Consider the following 17506-nt stretch of genomic DNA (forward strand, 5'->3'; position numbering starts at 1 on the left):
GCCCCCAGCAACCCCTCGCACTGCGCCCCCAGCCACGTCATCCCATACGTCTCCGCCCCTCGCGAGGCCTCCCGCAGCAGCCGTACCGCGTTCGGCTCGCTCCCCGGGCCGCCCACGCGGCGCATGGCGCGGGCCTGGGCCAGGCGGAGGCGGGCCAGTTCCGGCTGCGAGGAGCGGGCCGGGACGGCCGCCTGGCGGAAGTGGTCGAGGGCGGTCTCCGGTTCGCCCGCGGCCAGGGCGAGGACGCCGTGGGCGCGGGCGGTCGGGCCGACGAGGACGCTGGGCCAGCCGCCCAGGGCGATCTGCTCGCCGTCGTGCGGTGCGAGGCGGGCGCGGAGCACGGGCAGCACCTGCGCCAGCTCCGTGTCGAATCCGCCCTCCAGGTCCAGCGCCGCGCAGACCTCCGCCAGCAGGACGAGCGCGGGTACGGCCCAGCCCGACGGCGGGAAGCGGTCGACGTCGGCGACGCAGCCGAGCAGCAGGTCCGCGCCCTCGGCGTACTGCCCGGTCTCGCACAGGGCGAGGGCCAGACCGGCCCGCCAGACCGGGAAGTAGGCGTGGCGCTCGACGTCGCCGGCCAGGTCGGAGGTGAACAGCTCGGCCAGCCGGCCCTGTTGTCGCAGCAGCCAGTAGGCCTGGCCGAGGCGGGTCTGGGTGAGGTTGTCCGCGGGGACGGCGTAGTCGGCGCGGAGCAGTTCGATGAACTTCAGGGACTCCACGAAGATCCACTCGGCGGCGGCGTCGAACCGGCCGTGCCACAGGTCGAACAGGGCGTCGAGGGTGTGCCGCTGCCAGCGGGCGAGGGCGCTGTGGGTGTCCGCGGCGTGCTTGCGGTACTGGTTCGCGGTGGCGAGGGCGCTGAAGATCCTGCCGCTGCGGAGCTGGTCGACGGCGACGGCCATCAGGGCCTCACCGCGGAAGTAGGGCGAGTCGTGCCGGGCCGCGGCTTCGCGCAGCCGCTCGGAGAGCGTCAACGACTCGGGGGCCGGCAGGAAGTCGTAGCGTGCCCAGCGGCACTCGGTGAGGACCTCGCAGCGCACCTCGTCGTCGCCGTCGTCGGGTAATCGGCGCAGGGTGTCCTCGGCGAGCCTCGCTCCCTCGGCGGGTCCCGCCAGTCCCGCCGCGGTGTCCTGGCTGACCGCCAGGGCCATCTTCTTCGCGAGGTGCGCTTCGAGTCGTAGCCGCAGACCCGCGGCCTCCGCGCCGCCGTCGCCGTCCAGCGCGGCCAGACAGCCCCGGATCGACTGCAACAGTTCGCGGTCGGCCTGCCCGGGATCGGACCAGCGCCGGGCCATCCTGATCACGGCCTCGGCCTGCGCCCGCGGGTCTCCCTCGGCGCTGCGGTAGGCGGCGGTGTAGTGCCGTTCGGCCTCGCGCATCTCGCCCGCGGTATGGCTGAGGTCACCGCGCCTCAGCAGCCGCCGGAACTCGGCGCGGTCCGGCGGGGCGGTCGGACGCCCGGCCTTCTCCGGCGGAGCGACCGTCCCGGGCACCCGCTCACCCGCCACACCCCGGACCGCCTTCGGTACGGCGTCGGAGCCGGGCAGCGGCGCCAGCCCGACCAGCGCTCCCTTGGCACCCAGCACCTCGTCGCACAGCTGGGCCAACTCCAGGGACGCCCTGCGGCGCCCGTTCTCCACGCGGCTCAGGAAGCTGCGGCTGCAGTAGACCTTGCCTGCCAGCTCACTCAGCGACATACCGGCCGCGATGCGGCGCCGGCGTAACTCGGCGCCGAATCCGTCGTGCTCGATGACCATCCCCCCAACAACACACCGCCCGAACGGTGTTGCCAAATACCCGCTGGCAACACCCGACGCCTCCTGAACGGCCCGCCGACCGGGGAAGCTGTCTGTGCCGGAGCCTACGGGCACGGGGGCGCGCCCCATGGGGGAACGGGCGCACTGATCATGCCTTCGGACGAACCCGAGGCGCGTGCTGCGGTCGATATGCCGGGGGCACTCGACCGCAGCACATCCGGCCCTGGTTCCGCCCAGGCATCGAGGAGCTGAACGACGACGGGGGAATGGGGGTCTACGGTCCGGGGCGCGCGGGGGGCGCTCCGGGCCCGCGATCCCGCCGGGCACGGCCCGTTCAGCGGGTGAGCCGGAGTTGCCAGAGGTCGAGGTAGCCGGATCGGAAGCCGGCCTCCGAGTACGCCAGGTAGAACTCCCACAGCCGCGGGAAGGCCGGGGCGAACCCGAAGGCGGCGACTTCGTCGTGGGCGAGGAAGCGCGAGCGCCACAGGGCGAGGGTCCGCGCGTAGTGGTCGCCCATCCGGTGGCGCCCGTCGACGCGGAGCGAGGTCGGGCCGAGCGCTTCCTCCACGGCACGGAGCGAGGGGATCTGGCCTCCGGGGAAGACGTACTTCTGGATCCAGGTGCGGACGTCCTTCGTCGCGAGCATCCGGTCGTGGGGCATGGTGATCGTCTGGAGCGCGATACGGCCGCCGGGCGCCAGGAGGCGGTCGAGGGCGGCGAAGTAGACCGGCCAGTACTCGGCCCCCACCGCCTCCAGCATCTCGACGGAGACGATCGCGTCGTACTCGCCCTCGGCCTCCCGGTAGTCCCGCAGGAGGACGGTCACCCGGTCGGTCACGCCCGCCTCGGCGATCCGGCCGCGGGCGAGGTCGCGCTGGCGTGGGGAGATGGTCAGCGTGGTCACCTCGGCTCCCCGCAGTCCCGCCCGGACGGCCAGCGCGCCCCAGCCGGTCCCGATCTCCAGCATCCGCGTTCCCGGACCGACGCCGGCCAGGTCGAGGATGCGGTCGATCTTGCGGATCTGCGCGGCGTGCAGGTCGTCGCCGGGGCCGAACAGTGCGCACGAGTAGGTCATGGACGGGTCGAGGAAGAGCCCGAAGAACTCGTTGGACAGGTCGTAGTGGCGCCTGATGTTGGAGCGGGCCCCCTCCAGGGTGTTGCGTTCCGCGTCCGGACGGCTCTGGTCGGCCCACCGCCGGAACGCGGTCGCGGACCGGCGGGCGGGGCGGGTCAGGCGGGCCGCGACCGGCGTCAGCAGGCCCGCCGGATCGGTGCTCGTCCAGTCACCCGCCATGTAGGACTCCCCGAACCCGACGGGGCCGACGACGGCGAGGCGGGAGAAGAACGCCGCCGGGCGGACGATCCTCATCACCGGCGAGTCCGGGCCGCCGCGCCCGAGGCGCTCCCCGCCTGGAAAGGCCACTCGTACGGGGAGGGAACGCATCGCCCGGCGGAACAGTCCCTCCACCATCCGCGCCCGCACCGGGGCGCTCGGGGAGTCGGTGAGCAGGGGCGGGGCCTCGCCCATGGTCATGGTCATCGGGGTGTCCTTCCGGCGGGTCGACGAGGGAGGACCGGCAGACGGCGCAGCCAGAGCACGATGGCGTGGAAGCGGATGCCGAGACTGATCCGCTGCGGCAGCAACGGGTGGGTGAGGACGGCCCGGAGGACGTCGCCGGGCCCGGCCCCGCGGTGGCGGCCGGTGAGGGAGGCGGTGAAGACCGTCCGGTCGTCCTGGACGAGCGCGACGGTCAGCGCGAGCCGTTCCCGGGGGACGGGCACGCGCATCCGGTACTCCCCGGCCACCTCCAGGAACGGGGAGACGTAGAAGCTCTTGGCCGTGCGGGCGTGTCCGGACGGTGAGGTCCGCAGGAGGTAGCAGTGCCGCTCCCCGTAGGTGTTGTGGACCTCGGCGATCACGCAGGCGGCGTCGCCCGCCGGGGTGAGACACCAGTAGACGGTCAGCGGGTTGAAGACGTACCCGAGCACCCGGGCGGAGGTCAGCATGAGGACGCGTCCCCCGGTGAGGTCGATGCCCCGGCCGCGCAGCCAGGCGTCGACATTGGCGCGCAGCGGACGGTCCGGGTCCCCGAAGTGGTCGGACGGCAGGATCCGGGTGAACGGCCGCAGCCACCACGGGTGGGCGGGCAGGTCGTCGAGGTCGACCAGCCACAGGTAGAGGCGGTGCCGGAAGACGCGCCGCAGCGGCGTGAGGCGCACGTGGGTGAGCCGCCCGGCGTACAGGGCGGCGCTCACCATCGGGCCCCCAGCGCCGCGGCCGCGCGCACGCCCGCCAGGCAGCCGTCCTCGTGGAAGCCCCAGCCGTGGTAGGCGCCCGCGTACACCACGACCGGGCTGTCGAGCCGGGAGAGCCTGCGCTGGGCGGCGAGCGTGTCGAGGGTGAGGACCGGGTGCTCGTAGACCCGCTTGACGAGGACCGCGGACTCGTCGACCTCCGTGGAGCCGTTGAGCGTCACGAGGTAGTCGAGCGGTTCGCTGAGTCGCATCAACCGGTTGAGGTGGTAGCTCACCAGGACGGAGCCGCCACCGCGGCAGTCCTGTTTGAGGAGGTTCCAGGACGCGTGGGTCCGCGGTCTCAACGGCAGGACGGAGGCGTCCGTGTGCAGCCAGGTCTCGTTGCGCGAGTAGCCGAACGCGCCGAGGACCTGCTTCTCGGGCGTCGTGGCGTCGGTGAGCAGTGCCAGGGCCTGGTCGGCGTGGGTGGCGACGACGACCCGGGCGAACGCGTGGGTCGTGCCGGCGGCGTCGGTGACCTCCGCGCCGTCGGAATGCCGGGTGATCCCCCGGACCGGCGTGCCGGTCCGCACCTCGGGCAGTCGCGCGGCGATCCGCTCGACGTAGGTGCGGGATCCCCCGGAGACGGTGCGCCACCGGGGCATCGCCCGCACGCTGAGCAGGCCGTGGTGATGCAGGAAGGTGAAGAGCGGGACGGCCGGAAAGGCGGTGCTGGTCTCCGCCGACGCGGACCAGACCGCCGAGACCAGCGGCAGGGCGAAGTGGTCGGCGAAGTAGCGGGTGAACCGGTGCCGTTCCAGGAATCCGCCCAGGGTCGGACCGGTGTCCCCGGACGCCAGCAGTCGGCGGGCCTCGCGATGGAACCGGGGTATCTCGGAGAGCAGGTGGAGGTAGGCCCGGCCGGCCGTTCCCGGCCCCGGGACCAGGCCCAGCCCGCGTCTGCCGCCGGCGTACTGGAGACCGCAGCCGCGGCAGCGGATGCTCATCGACATCTCGCTGTCCTGGGTCGGGACGTCCAGTTCGGCGAACAGCCGCAGCAGCTGCGGGTAGTTGCGGAGGTTGTGCACCAGGAATCCGGTGTCGAGCGGCACGACCGCGCCGTCGGGTGTGGTCACGTCGTGCGTGTCGGCGTGCCCCCCGAGCCGGGGAGCGGCCTCGAACAGCACCACGTCGTAGCGGTGGCGCAGCAGGTACGCGGCGGTCAGACCGGCGATGCCACCGCCGATCACCGCGATCCTCTCAGGCCCCATGGACGCTCCCCTCGTGTCCGGTCCGCAGGCCGAAGTCCCGGCGGATCAGTGCCGCGGCCGCCAGCCCCGTCCGGGCCGCCCCTTCGGCCGAGTCGATCGGATAGCTGTTGTGGATCGCCGACCCCGCGAAGTACACGGTGGGGGCCGGCCGCCGCAGGATCCGGTCCCGTCTCAGGTAGTCGCCCGCGAGGATGGCCTCGCCGGGGCGCTGGTTCGGTCTCGTGCGCACCCGCCGGACGGGATGCCGTAGGTCCAGGTGCCGGCGGACCTTCTCCAGCACGTACTCCTCGTCGGTGCGGGGGCTGAGCGTGCACAGCACGACGCACCGGCCGGCCTCGGGCTGCACCAGGATGTTGATCCCGTCGCGGGAGTACATGACGGGGCCGGGCTCCCGCAGGACCGGTTCGCGGGTGTCGAGGTCGACGGTGAACGCGACGCAGTGGGTGTGGCCGGCCTCGCTGACGGCGTGGTCGATCCGGGACGCGTCGAGGAGCGCCACCATGTCGGGGACGAAGGCCGTGACCACGACCGCGTCGAACTCCTCGGCTCCCGCACGGGTGTGGACCCGGACGGTCCCGCCGGACGGCTCGATGCGTGACACCCGGCGGTCCGCCGTCAGCGTGACCCGCCGTTCCCGCAGGTGAGCCACCCAGGGGTCCACCAGGTACTCGTCGGTGGCCCCGGGGAGCACGAAGGCGGTCTTGGCGCGGAACAGGTTCGCCGCCATGCGGGCCAGCGACATCACCGAGTAGTTGCGCGCCGATCCGTACCGGTTGTCTCCACGCCCCCGGAAATGCTTCTCCGCGAGCAGGGGCGAGGGACGCCACGCCCACAGGCTCTTCAGCTTCTCGCGCAGCGGGACCTCCTTCGCCAGCGCGCGGTACAGGTGGGAGATCTCCACCCAGCCGGTGCTCTCCGTGTGCGCGAACCGGCGGACGCGGCGAAGGCTCTCGTGGACGGTTCTGCCGTCGGGGCCCTTGATCATGCCGAGGATCCGCAGGAGGTGACGGTAGTCGTCCATGAAGAAGCGGGGGCAGTGCTCGCCCCCGGGGCCCACGTCGGCCCGGCCGCCGAAGTGGATGTCCTGTTCGTAGACGGTGAGTTCGGCATCCGGATGGTCGCACAGGGCGAACGCCGTGGTCAGGCCGGCGATACCGGAGCCGATGACGCAGATCCTCACGCGGCCGCCTCCGGTCCTACGGCTGCGGACGGTGCCCAGTTCACCCCGGACGGGTCCGCGACGGACGGGAATCCGCTGCCGCCGTCCGGTCGGGTCCGTACCGCGAGGATCTGGTGGACGCTCATCCGGTTCCCCTCGAAGGCGAGGGAGGCACCGGCGAGGTACAGCCGCCAGATCCGCGCCCGGCGCGCGCCGAACCGGTGGACGATCTCCTCCCAGGAGGTCTCCAGCCGCTCCGACCAGGCGTCGATCGTGCTGACGTAGTGCTCACGCAGGGACAGGACGTCCCGGATCTCGAACCCGGCCCTCTCCAGGTGTGCCAGGGTCTGCGGCAGCGGACGCATGGTCATGTCGGGCGCGATGTAGGACTCGATGAACGCGCCGCCGCCCGGCCTCGCCCGGCCGCGGGACATCTGCTGGAGAAGGAGCCGGCCGCCCGGCCGCAGCGAGCGGTGGAGCATCGCGCAGTACTCGGGGTAGTTCTCCGCGCCCACGTGCTCGCCCATCTCGACGGACGACACGGCGTCGTAGGAGTCCCCCGCGCCCTGCCGGTAGTCCTGAAGCCTTACCTCGACCTCGTTCGCGAGGCCCCGTTCGGCGAGCCGGGCGGTGATGTGCTCGTGCTGACGGGACGAGTTGGTGATCCCGGTCGTCCGCGCCGCGTGCCGTTCGGCGGCGTGGACGACCAGCGAGCCCCAGCCGCAGCCGACGTCCAGCAGACGTGAGCCCGGACGCAGGTCGAGCTTGCGGCAGATGAGGTCGAGCTTGTCGCGCTGGGCGTCCTCGGGACGGTACTCGGGAGCGTCGGAGGTCCACAGACCGCAGGAGTACGTCATGGTCTCGTCGAGAATGGTCCGGTAGAACTCGTTGCCCAGGTCGTAGTGGTGGGCGATCGCGGCCCGGTCCCGCAGCGGGGTGTGGACCCGTCCGGTGAGTCCGGCCTCCTCGGCCGGTGGCTTCGGCGGGAGGCCGAGGGCGCCCAGCCGTACGCCGAGCGACAGCAGCGACCGCAGCGCGCCGGGGTTGCGGACACCTTTCCCCCGGACCGTACGGACGTAGTCGAAGCACGCCCGCAGGGCCTGCCGCAGGTCGCCCTCGACGTCGATCTCGCCGGTGACGTAGGCACGGGACAGCCCCATCTCGCCGGGACTGCGCAGCAGATGCCGGACGGCTCTGGGAGTGCGGAGCACCAGCACCGGGCCGTCCTGCGGGCCAGCGCTGCTGCCGTCCCAGACGCGCAGGCCCACCGGCAGTTCGGCTCCGAACAGGGTGCGGGACAGCGCGGCGACACGTCCCGCCGTGCCTTTCGTCGTGGTCTCCCGCAGAGCGGGTGTGGATCCTGCTTCCGTCACGGTTCTCCTCAGGCACTGGGTCGAACACCGGCCGGTCAAGGGGGAGTTTGAGGTGCTGGCCGTAACCGGACCACGAGTTGTGCCGTAGTACTCCCAGGGCTGGAGAACACTGGACTACTGTGAACGCCGCGCCCGCCCGGACCAGGCGCGTGGAGACGGGCGAACAGCGGGAGCGCACCGTCGAGAGCCGCCCGTCCGGGCTCCCCCAAGCCGCGGCAACTCCCTCCCGTCACCCGCGACTTCGCCGGACGCGCGGCCGAACTCCGCACGCTCGACGCGTTGTTGGAGGAAGGGGATCCCGGCAGGCCGTCCGTCGCCGTGTTCGGCGTCGCCCCGAAGACGACGGCGCTCACGCAACTCGCCCCGGTACCCCTGCGCAGGGGTACCGGGGCGAGCCCGTCAGGTCCTCAGCCCTGGCTGCAGTAGTCCACCCAGCGGTGCGAGGAGATGTTGTTGTTGACGCTCTTGCCGAACTGGTCCAGGCCCGCGCCGTAGGTGAACTTGTAGTTGCCGGTCGTGGTGTCCCACCAGCGGTCGCCCTGGCTGATGCAGGCGTGCGCGCCGCCGGCGTTGGGGGCGGTGTACAGGTCGACGGCGTCGAAGCCGCCCGCGTAGCCGTTGTTCCAGATGTCGGAGGTCAGGTTGCGGCAGGTGCCCCAGTTGTCGGAGTTGCCGGTCCACTTGCACTCCCGGCCGCCGCCGTAGGGCTGGGTGTAGACGTGGAGGTAGCCGTCCCCGGCGAGTTGCGCCGTCGCGGTCTTCTGGGAGCCCGCGTCCAGCGCGCTGGCGCTGGAGACCGGGGAGAAGAGCGCGGCGACGGCGGCGGCCGAGGCCGCGACGGTGAGGAGACGCTTGACGGACATGGTTTCCCTCGTTTCGTTGTGAGTGGGGTGATACGCCCACGGTGGGGTGATGCACCCACGGCTCGACGGCCGTGGTGGTCTGTGTGTGGGGAGAGAGAAGGGAGGGGGAGGCGCGGCGGGTTCAGTCGCCCTGCGCGACGATCGCGCGGGCGCGGGGCAGTGCCTCGCGCTTGAGGCGCGCGAGATCGGCCGTCTCCCGGGGGTGGCTTCGGCGCAGTCGGTCCCGGTATTCGGCGTCCAGGGACTCCGCCACGGACGACAGACCGCTGGAGACGGCGCAGGCAGCCTCGGCCGAAGCCAGTCGTACTTCCTCCGCATGCGGCCAAGGACTCTCCGGCTGGGTGGCCGCGGCACGGGCCCGGGCGGGGTCCGCGTAGGTGTACGTCCGCTCGCGCATGCAGCGCGCCCACGGCTTGACGGCCGCCTGGTAGCGCTTGTCGTCCGTCACGAGGCCGACGCGCATGCCGGCCAGGCTGTCGGTCACCCGGGTGGCCCGGAACCAGGCCTGGAGATCCCCGTACAGCTGCCGTTCGGCGGTGGCCTCGCAGCCCTGGTCGCTGTGGGTGACCTGAAGGCCGTTCGGGAGCCGGGCCGAAAGTCCCTGCGGCCGCGCCCCGTTGAGGTCGCTCACCAGGACGGCCCTGGCCTTGGCCGGCACGGAGCGGAAGTACTGCTGGTTGGGATCACTCCGGACCTGGCCCTCCCGCTCCCGCCGCAGGTCGGTCCCGTAGCCGTGGGACCTGGCCCATGCCGGGTCGTCCACGACGTAGGGGAACCGGATCGAGACGTCGTCGGGGCCGGCCGGTTCGACCCAGTACTTGTGTCCCTCCTTCTCCATGCACTTCTTGATGAGGAGCTGCTCCGCGAGCCGTAGCGTCTCCGCCGTGCTGCCCGCGGCCCGGGGTGTGCCGCTCGCGGTCGCCCCGGGGGTGGTCGTGGTGCCCGCGCATCCGGTGGCCGTCGTCGCCAGCAGACCGGCGGTCAGCAGGGCCAAGGTCCAGCGGTGCATGGGGCGGCTCCCGGGGCTCTGGTCGAACGGGCGTGTTGCTTTCGAGCCGTTGACGCCCCACGGGCCCCGTCCGTATGCCCCTGGACCACAAGGTTTTCTTCTTTCTCCGGCGGTCATACGAGGGCGGCCGGAGAACCGTCTCCCCTGCGCGCGACCGGCCTCGCCGACCGGTTTCGCCGATCGTCGAAAACCGGCCAACCGGCGAGAGGAGGGAGGAGCACCGGCCCCTGACAGGGGCGCGCACAGCAGACGTCACCTGCCCTGACGTCGCAGGTGAGGACCACCGGTCCGCCGAGTCGATCGAATCCGGTCACGGCGGTCCGGCCGTTGCTGTGCCTTCGCTATGTCCTTGGCATGTTCGCCGCTATCTTTGCCCTGCTCCATCGGGCGGGTGGTGCGGCGATCGGGGAACGATGTTCGAAGTGCGGCTGCTCGGTCCGGTGGAGGTGTGGGCCGGCGACCGGCGGGCCCCGCTCGGCGGTGTCAGACCCCTCGCGGTCCTGTCGGCACTGGTCGTCCACCTCGGTGAGGTCCTCTCCACCGAGCGGCTCGTGGACTGCGTCTGGGACGAGGAGGCGCCGGCCACCGCGGGCGCCCTGGTGGCCACCCATGTCTCCGCCGTACGCCGGGCACTGGCCCAGGTCACGCAGGACGCCGTGGTCCGGACGCGACCGCCGGGCTATGTCGCCGACCTCGAACCGTCCCAGATCGACGCCCGCCGGTTCGAGGACCTGCTCGCCTCGGGCCGGGCCGCCGCCGCGGCGGGCCGCCTGGAGGAGGCCGCCGACCTGCTGCCCGAGGCGCTGGCGCTGTGGCGCGGCCAGGAGGCGCTGGAAGGACTGGGCCAGTCGTTCGCCCGGATCGAGGCGGCCCGGCTGGCCGAACTGCGGCTCGTCGCCCAGGAGGAGTCCTTCGGACTGCACCTCGATCTGGGCCGCGCGGACCGGACGATCGCCCCGCTGCTCGCGCACGTCGCCGCCCACCCGCTGCGGGAACGGCCGCGCGGCCAGCTGATGACCGCGCTGGTCCGCACCGGCCGCGTCTCCGACGCCCTGCGCACATACAGGGAGGGCCGCGCGATCCTGCGCGAGGAGCTGGGCATCGATCCCGGCCCGGAGTTGCGGGCACTGCACCAGGCGGTACTGACCAACGACACTCAGCTGTCGGACACCGCCCGCCCGGACAGGAACAGGCCGGCACCCGCGGCGCCCCCGAAGTCGCCGCCGGGCGGCAGTCGCGGCACGCCCGACCCCCGGGCGTGGCAGGCACCGTCCCATCTCCCGCCGGACATCGCCGACTTCGTGGGCCGCAACAAGCAGATCGACTGGGCCGCCTCGCTGGTGGGCAGGGTCGAGGAGGCGGGCCGTACCGCTCCGCCGATCGGGGTGATCTCCGGGCGGTCCGGCACGGGCAAGACCGCGCTCGCCGTGCACGTCGGCCACCGGACGTCCGAACTCTTCCCGGACGGCCGCCTGTTCGTGGACCTGCGGGCGGCCGACACCGCGCCGCTGCAACCCGCCGACGCCCTCGCCCGGCTGCTGCGCGCCATGGGCGCCGACCCCGAGACCCTGCCGACCTCGGTCGAGGAGCTGACGGGGCTGTACCGTACCCAGATCGGGCACCGGCGCGTCCTGCTGATCCTGGACAACGCGGCGGGCGAGGCGCACGTACGGCCCCTGCTGCCCCCCGGTCCGGGCTGCGCCGTCCTCGTCACGAGCCGGCGCCGGCTGGTGGCGCTGGAGGGCTCCGCCCACCTGGACCTGGCCGTGCCCGGCCAGGCGGAGGCGCTCGAACTGCTGCGCCGCGTCGCCGGACCGGACCGCACGAGGGCCGAGCCGGAGCGGGCCGCGGAGATCGTCTCGCTGTGCGGACGGCTGCCGCTGGCCGTGCGCATCGCGGGCGCCCGGCTGGCGGCCCGCCCGCACTGGGCGCCCGGCCGGCTCGCCGACCGGCTGCGCGACGAACGCCGCCGGCTGAGCGAACTGCGCGCCGGGGACCTGGAGTTGCGCACCAGCCTGGAGCTCGGTTACGCCGACCTGGACCCGCCCGAGCGCCGGGCGCTGCGCCGGCTGGCCCTGCTCGACCTGCCGGACTTCGCGGCCTGGATCGCGGCCCCGCTGCTGGACATCGGCACGGAGGAGGCCGAGGAGGCGGTGGAGCGGCTGGTGGACTGCCACTTCATCGACGTGATCGGCGTCGACGAGACGGGACGCAGCCGGTACCGCATCCATGACCTGGCCCGCGAACACGCCCGCGAGCGCTGTCTGTCCGAGGAGAGCCCCGAGGAGCGTACGGCGGCCGTGCTGCGGCTGGTGGCCTCCTGGCTGGGTCTCGCCGAGAAGGCGGCCGCCCTCGGCCCGGGCGGAGCCGCCCGGCGCTTCCCCGAACCGGCCGCCGTACGGCCCCTCGACTCGGAGACCGAGGAGGAGCTGCTGGAGTGGCCGACGTCCTGGTTCGCCGCCGAACAGGCCTGTCTGCTCGCGGCAGTTGAGTACTGCGCCGACCACGGCATGGTCCGCGCCGCCCGCGATCTGGCCGGTGCGCTGATCGCGAGCTCGGCCGCCCTGTACAACCAGTTCGACGCCTGGTCCCGCTCGCATGCCGCGGCCATGGCCGCCGTACACCGTGGCGGGGACGGCGAGGGAGAGGCGTGGCTGCTCGCGGGGCTCGGCCAACTGCGTTATGAGCAGGATGAGTTCGAGGAGTCGTACACCTACTTCGGCAAGGCCCTGCGCCTGTTCGAGGCGCGTGGCGATGTGCCCGAGGGGGTGGCGCTCGCGCTCGCCGGGATGGGGACGGCCCGCCGCGAACAGGCCGGGTACGCCGAGGCGTTGGAGCTGTTGGACGCGGCGCTGGAGCGGTACGGGGAGTCCGCCGGGCCGGGTGCCCGGGCCCGGGTGCTGTACGGCATCGGATACGTGCACCGGGAACAGGGGCGCGACGCGCAGGCCCGGGAGGCTCTGACGCGGGCGCTGGAGCTGTACCGCGCGGAGGGCGACCGGCACGGCGAGGCGCTGACCCTGCGGTCGCTGGCCCTGTGCCACCGGGCCGAGGGCGCGCTCGCGGACGCCGAGCGGCAGTTGCACGAGGCGCTGCGGATCTTCGCGGGGCTGCGGGACACCTTCGGCGTGATGTACACCGAACAGTCGCTGGCCAAGACGGAGTTGAGGCTCGGCCGCCTCGACGAGGCACGGGCGCGGCTCGGCCGGTGCCTGACCGTGGCCCGCGAGCGCCAGGACCGCTTCGGCGAGGCGCTCGTCCTGCGCACGCTGGGCGAGTGGCACCTGGCCGCCGGCGATCCGGACGGCGCGCGTGAGCCGCTGGAGCGGGCACTGTCGACATGGGAGATCCTGCGGCTGCCCCTGTGGCGGGCCCGCACACTCCGGGACCTGGCCGACGTACGGGAGGCACACGGCGACGCTGCGGCGGCGCGGGCGGCCAGGGCCGAAGCACTCGGCGTCTTCCGGGAGTTGGGCTGCCGCGAGGCACAGGAGCCGACGGCGGGCGCCGGGTAGTCCGTACGCGGTCACATCACCGGCCGGGGTCACCGGCCGGTGCGTGGACACGGGACTGTGCCGGGGACACCGGACGGTGCCGTACCGGGCGCCGCGTCCCTATCGTTGCGCCATGACGGACGAGCAACTGCCCGCGCAGGTCTTCCCGAACCGCTTTCCCGAGGCGATGGACGCCCGGCCAGGGGTGCCGCAGGACCGCTGCCACTGCTTCAGTCAGGTCCGGGTGAGCCCGCCCGGCGCGACGGCCTCCTTCCACGCCGAGCTCCAGGACACCGGGGCGCCGGGCTGGCTCCGGCTGCTGGAGCTGATCGAGGAGGCGGCGGCCGACGGGCGGGAGGAGTTCCGCCCGCTGCCAGAGCTGAGCCCCGAGGAGCGGCGGCAGATCGTGACGCTGCCGGCGTCGATCGGACGGCTGACGGCGGTGCGGACCCTCGTGCTGTACGGAAGCAACCTGGTCCGGATACCTCCGGAGATCGGCGACATGACGAGCCTGGAGGAGTTCAGTCCCTACACCTCGCGACGGCTGCACTGGTTCCCGTACGAGATCGCGCGGTGCGGTCGGCTGGTGAACAGCACGGTGAGCACGCGCTCGATCTACGGCAACCACAAGTACCGCCCGCCGTTCCCGCGACTCCTCCCGCCCGGCGACACGGTCGTGGACCTCGACGCCCTGGACCTCGACGGCCTGGACCTCGACGCCCTGGATCCCGCGCGCTGGGGCGCCACCGCGGCCCGCACCTGCGGTGTCTGCGCCGGGCCCGTCCCGGCGACCGGCCCGCACCAGGCGTGGCTCTCCCTGGTGGTGGCCACCGATGTTCTGCCGACCCTGGTCAACGCCTGCTCCCAGGCGTGCCTCGACACTCTCCCCCCAGGGGCGAAGGGCCACATCCCAACGCCTCACCGGGGCGGCACGATCGAACAGGTGGCGGCTGGGCCTCCTGGGGCCTGACCGACCCCGTCCCCCGGTTCCGCCCCACGTGCGACACCGGGATGAACCCTCTGCACGAAGGCCGCAGAAGCCCTGGTGGGACCGCCTACAGGCAACTTGCAGAGCACTTGCAGCGGGTTCCGCGATGCTGATGCACGTGACAGAGATCATCACGCTCTCGGACGCCCGGGTCGCCGCGGTCGCGGAGGACGACTGCGGGGAACCCCTGGTCGACCTCCGCGGAACGGACAACCTGCGGATCGACCACCGACAGGCCGACGACGCCGGCGCCTACGCCCACCTCAGGGCCGGTGCGCTACGGCGGCTGACGCGAGCCCAGCGGCTGCTGCCGGCCGGGGTCCGGTTCCTGGTGGTGGAGGGGTACCGGCCGCCCGATCTACAGCGCCGGTACTTCGAGGCGTACGCGCAGACCATGCGCCGGGCCCACCCGGACGCGTCGCCGGAACGGATCCGCGAACTGGCGAGCGCGTACATCTCCCCGCCGGAGGTCGCACCGCACGTCAGCGGCGGGGCCGTAGACCTGACGCTGTGCGACCAGGACGGCCGGGAACTCCCGCTGGGCACGGAGGTCAACGCGACCCCCGAGGAGAGCGCGGGCGCCTGCCGCACCCAGGCGCCCGACATCAGCGCCGAGGCACGCGCCAACCGGGCCCTCATGAGCTGGGCCCTCGGCGCGACCGGCTTCGTCAACTACCCGACCGAATGGTGGCACTGGTCGTACGGCGACCGGTACTGGGCGCTGCTGCGCCGGGCACCGGCCGCCCGCTACGGCCCCGCCGCCCGACCCGGCCCGACGGCCTGACCAGCCACCGACCGGGACACCCAACGACCGCACCGTACGGCCGAGTTCACGACCGAGTTCACGGCCGGGCCGAGTTCACGACCGAGTTCACGACCCAGGGGGAAACAGCATGGAGACCAGAACCTGCGCCGTCCCGCCACCGCAGCGCGAGGACGGCGACCGGATGAGTCCGAAGGACTTCGACGCGTCCTTCGCCGCCGACATGCCTCGCCTGCGCCGCAGGCTGCTGGCGCTGACCGGCAACCCGCACGACGCCGACGACCTGCTCCAGGAGACCTATCTACGGCTCTCCCGACGCGCCCGCGCCCAGAGCCTGACGCGGCAGCAGCACCCGTACGCCTACACCTGCACCGTCGCCCTGAACCTGCTGCGCGACGCGTGGCAGCACCCCTCCCGACGCGAGCAGTCCACCGACCGGCTGCCCGAATCGGGCTGGGACGGCGGGCTGGCCTCCTACGAGGCGTCCCAGACCACGCTGGCACTGCTGCGCGTGCTCTCCGAGAAGGAGGCCGCGGCGGTGATCCTCGTCGACCTGGAGGGCCTCAGCCACGACACCGCGGGTGAACGGCTCGGCGCCCACCGCGGAACGGTCCAGCGCAACCGGATGCGCGGCCTGGCCAAGATGCGCGACGCGCTCGGCAACTAGCCCGTGCCGCTCCCCCACGGGGGTGGGGAGCGGCACGCACGACCTCACCGCCGTCCCCGGCCCGCCGGCGACGCCACCCGTACAAGCCATACGAACCGTACGAATAGTCGAAGGAAGACTTCCTTGAACACAAGCAGCACGCGCCGCCGGACCAGCGGCGCGCTCCTTGGGGCCTCGGTCCTCGCCCTGTCCGCGTTCGTCTCCGCCCCGGCCCACGCCGCCGCGCAGGACGCCACCTGCGGTGTCCTCGCACCGGGCGCCTCGGCCACCGCGCAGGCCGCGGTGAACGCCGCGTGTTCGCAGATCGGCGTCTGGTATAGCTGGGGCGGCGGCCACGCGGCAACGCCGGGCGCCAGCTACGGCTACTACGACGGCTCGGACCCCGACAGCCTCCACGACAACGAGCGCAAGGGCTTCGACTGCTCCGGCCTGACGCGCTACGCCTACTACCAGGCCACCGGCAAGGACCTGCTCAACGGCACGGCGAACGACCAGTTCAACAGCTCGCAGGCCTCGGCCCGCTTCTCCGCCGGGCAGGGCACCGCCCCGCTGCTGCCGGGCGACCTGATGTTCTGGGGCAGCGGACACGTCCACCACGTCGCCATGTACCTGGGCAACGGGCAGATGGTCGAGGCGTACGAGTCGGGCACCCACATCCGGGTCGCCCCCGTCCGCACCGGCGGCGACTACGCGGGCGCGATCCGGATCAACGGCTCGGGCACCCCAACTCCCCCGCCCGCGAACGGCGGTACGGTCTTCGAGACCTGGGGCACGGGGGTGCGCACCCGCGACATTCCCAGCGTGCGCGGTGCCGTGGTGGACACCTTCGCCGGTCCGACCCAGGTGTCCGTCCAGTGCCAGGAGCACGCCGAGACCGTCACCGCCGAGGGCTACACCAACGACATCTGGTCCAAGCTGGCCGACGGTTCCTGGATGACCAACATCTACATCAAGGGCCCGGCCTCGCTGCCCGGCATCCCGGACTGCGGCGGCAGCAGCACCCCGCCGCCCTCAGGGGGCAGCAAGGCCTTCCAGACCTGGGGCACCGGCGTACGCACCCACAGCCAGCCGAACGTCAACGCCGGCGTGGTCGACTACTTCGCCCAGCCCACCACGGTCAACGTCGTGTGCCAGGCCCACGCCCAGGAGGTCACGGCCGAGGGCTACACCAACGACGCCTGGTCCAAGCTGACGGACGGTTCGTGGATGACCAACATCTACATCAAGGGCCCGGCCTGGCTGGACGCCCCGACCTGCTGAGCGGAGCCGAGGCCGCGGGCCGCCGTACGCCTCAAGGGGTATGCGGCGGCCGACGGCCGGAGACGAGGAGCGGCAGACGAGCCGGGCCGTACGGGGTGGTCACCAGGTGTGAGCCACGTCCACCACGAGATGGTTGGCCGTCTGGAAGACCTGGAACGGCAGCCGGGCACGGACGCCCAGGCCGGCCTGGGTGTATCCCTCGGAGCCGCCTGTGACCTTGAACTCGCGGAAGGTCCGGTACCCGGTGACGTCGACGGACGGAAGCGACGGGTAGGGCTGTCCGGTCGCCGGGTCGTAGCGCGAGGAGAACAGCGAGATCTCCAGAATGGCTCCGCCCTTGATCGGAACCACGATGTCGCTCGGGTCCTGATGCAGTACGTCGACGTAGCGGACCGTGTAGCCGATCGGGGCGGCCGCCGTGCCCTGGGCGTCGAAGACCAGGCGGTCGAAGCACTCGTGCCGTCCGGTCCGCACGTCGGTCAGCCGCCTGGAGGCGACGGCGTCACCGGTCTTGTCCAGGCTTCCCCACGTCACGGCACAGTCCACGGCCGTCGGCGCGGCCACCGCCGGAACCGTGCCGGCCAGCAGGCCGCCGCCCGCCAGCATTGTCGCGGCCAGCGCAGTACCTATCCGTCGCATGACTACCCCCGGTAGTTCGCGTAGGTGT

General features: G+C 72.7%; 14 protein-coding genes. 5 read left to right on the top strand and 9 right to left on the bottom strand.

Annotated features, from left to right (window positions below):
* The 8 genes from ACNFOC_RS08515 to ACNFOC_RS08550 all read right to left on the bottom strand — a co-directional run.
* The coding region (locus tag ACNFOC_RS08515) for a helix-turn-helix domain-containing protein (RefSeq protein WP_416958309.1) at positions 1 to 1757 on the bottom strand (1757 nt) is incomplete at its 3' end.
* 334 nt (positions 1758 to 2091) lie between these two features.
* Positions 2092 to 3297: a class I SAM-dependent methyltransferase gene (locus ACNFOC_RS08520; protein ID WP_416958312.1), complete on the bottom strand. Its 1206-nt coding sequence runs from the start codon at positions 3295 to 3297 to the stop codon at positions 2092 to 2094.
* On the bottom strand, positions 3294 to 4016 hold the full coding sequence (locus tag ACNFOC_RS08525; protein ID WP_416958313.1) for a DUF1365 domain-containing protein: 723 nt from the start codon (positions 4014 to 4016) through the stop codon (positions 3294 to 3296). Before ACNFOC_RS08525 ends, ACNFOC_RS08520 begins: the two co-directional genes overlap by 4 nt.
* Positions 4010 to 5263 carry an NAD(P)/FAD-dependent oxidoreductase gene (locus ACNFOC_RS08530; protein WP_416958315.1) on the bottom strand — a complete coding sequence of 418 codons (1254 nt, stop codon included), beginning with the start codon at positions 5261 to 5263 and terminating at the stop codon, positions 4010 to 4012. Before ACNFOC_RS08530 ends, ACNFOC_RS08525 begins: the two co-directional genes overlap by 7 nt.
* Positions 5253 to 6443, bottom strand: a complete 1191-nt coding sequence (locus ACNFOC_RS08535) for an FAD-dependent oxidoreductase (protein WP_416958316.1) — start codon at positions 6441 to 6443, stop codon at positions 5253 to 5255. The genes ACNFOC_RS08530 and ACNFOC_RS08535 overlap by 11 nt, the downstream gene beginning before the upstream one ends.
* Positions 6440 to 7795 (bottom strand): class I SAM-dependent methyltransferase, encoded by a 1356-nt coding sequence (locus ACNFOC_RS08540; protein ID WP_416958317.1) that lies wholly within the window; start codon positions 7793 to 7795, stop codon positions 6440 to 6442. The genes ACNFOC_RS08535 and ACNFOC_RS08540 overlap by 4 nt, the downstream gene beginning before the upstream one ends.
* 407 nt (positions 7796 to 8202) lie before the next feature.
* The gene (locus tag ACNFOC_RS08545) at positions 8203 to 8658 is read right to left on the bottom strand and encodes a hypothetical protein (RefSeq protein ID WP_416958319.1); all 456 of its coding nucleotides are present in this window, start codon (positions 8656 to 8658) and stop codon (positions 8203 to 8205) included.
* Between the two features lie 121 nt (positions 8659 to 8779).
* Entirely contained in the window at positions 8780 to 9667 is an 888-nt protein-coding gene (locus ACNFOC_RS08550; RefSeq protein ID WP_416958321.1) for a hypothetical protein, read from the bottom strand.
* A gap of 413 nt (positions 9668 to 10080) precedes the next feature.
* On the opposite strand from ACNFOC_RS08550, the gene ACNFOC_RS08555 reads away from it, so the two are divergent.
* From ACNFOC_RS08555 to ACNFOC_RS08575, 5 genes are all read left to right on the top strand, one after another.
* Positions 10081 to 13182, top strand: a complete 3102-nt coding sequence (locus ACNFOC_RS08555; protein WP_416958323.1) for an AfsR/SARP family transcriptional regulator — start codon at positions 10081 to 10083, stop codon at positions 13180 to 13182.
* Positions 13183 to 13294: 112 nt separating this feature from the next.
* Entirely contained in the window at positions 13295 to 14131 is an 837-nt protein-coding gene (locus ACNFOC_RS08560; protein WP_416958325.1) for a leucine-rich repeat domain-containing protein, read from the top strand.
* A gap of 136 nt (positions 14132 to 14267) precedes the next feature.
* Positions 14268 to 14933: a M15 family metallopeptidase gene (locus ACNFOC_RS08565; RefSeq protein ID WP_416958327.1), complete on the top strand. Its 666-nt coding sequence runs from the start codon at positions 14268 to 14270 to the stop codon at positions 14931 to 14933.
* Between the two features lie 109 nt (positions 14934 to 15042).
* The gene (locus ACNFOC_RS08570; RefSeq protein WP_416958329.1) at positions 15043 to 15579 is read left to right on the top strand and encodes an RNA polymerase sigma factor; all 537 of its coding nucleotides are present in this window, start codon (positions 15043 to 15045) and stop codon (positions 15577 to 15579) included.
* Positions 15580 to 15702: 123 nt separating this feature from the next.
* The gene (locus tag ACNFOC_RS08575; RefSeq protein ID WP_416958331.1) at positions 15703 to 16839 is read left to right on the top strand and encodes a C40 family peptidase; all 1137 of its coding nucleotides are present in this window, start codon (positions 15703 to 15705) and stop codon (positions 16837 to 16839) included.
* 99 nt (positions 16840 to 16938) lie between these two features.
* Here the strand turns inward: ACNFOC_RS08575 and ACNFOC_RS08580 are convergent, their stop codons facing one another.
* On the bottom strand, positions 16939 to 17478 hold the full coding sequence (locus ACNFOC_RS08580) for an AMIN-like domain-containing (lipo)protein (RefSeq protein ID WP_416958333.1): 540 nt from the start codon (positions 17476 to 17478) through the stop codon (positions 16939 to 16941).
* Positions 17479 to 17506: the final 28 nt, after the last annotated feature.

Origin of the sequence: Streptomyces colwelliae (assembly GCF_048158785.1) — a bacterium.
Lineage (GTDB): Bacteria > Actinomycetota > Actinomycetes > Streptomycetales > Streptomycetaceae > Streptomyces.

What these genes read in the sequence shown, in the direction of transcription:
- ACNFOC_RS08555 (WP_416958323.1), top strand. Translation starts at nt 10,081, where the DNA reads ATGTTCGAAGTGCGGCTGCTCGGTCCGGTGGAGGTGTGGGCCGGCGAC.
- ACNFOC_RS08530 (WP_416958315.1), bottom strand. Translation starts at nt 5,263, where the DNA reads ATGGGGCCTGAGAGGATCGCGGTGATCGGCGGTGGCATCGCCGGTCTG.
- ACNFOC_RS08545 (WP_416958319.1), bottom strand. Translation starts at nt 8,658, where the DNA reads ATGTCCGTCAAGCGTCTCCTCACCGTCGCGGCCTCGGCCGCCGCCGTC.
- ACNFOC_RS08520 (WP_416958312.1), bottom strand. Translation starts at nt 3,297, where the DNA reads ATGACCATGACCATGGGCGAGGCCCCGCCCCTGCTCACCGACTCCCCG.
- ACNFOC_RS08560 (WP_416958325.1), top strand. Translation starts at nt 13,295, where the DNA reads ATGACGGACGAGCAACTGCCCGCGCAGGTCTTCCCGAACCGCTTTCCC.
- ACNFOC_RS08570 (WP_416958329.1), top strand. Translation starts at nt 15,043, where the DNA reads ATGGAGACCAGAACCTGCGCCGTCCCGCCACCGCAGCGCGAGGACGGC.
- ACNFOC_RS08580 (WP_416958333.1), bottom strand. Translation starts at nt 17,478, where the DNA reads ATGCGACGGATAGGTACTGCGCTGGCCGCGACAATGCTGGCGGGCGGC.
- ACNFOC_RS08550 (WP_416958321.1), bottom strand. Translation starts at nt 9,667, where the DNA reads ATGCACCGCTGGACCTTGGCCCTGCTGACCGCCGGTCTGCTGGCGACG.
- ACNFOC_RS08525 (WP_416958313.1), bottom strand. Translation starts at nt 4,016, where the DNA reads ATGGTGAGCGCCGCCCTGTACGCCGGGCGGCTCACCCACGTGCGCCTC.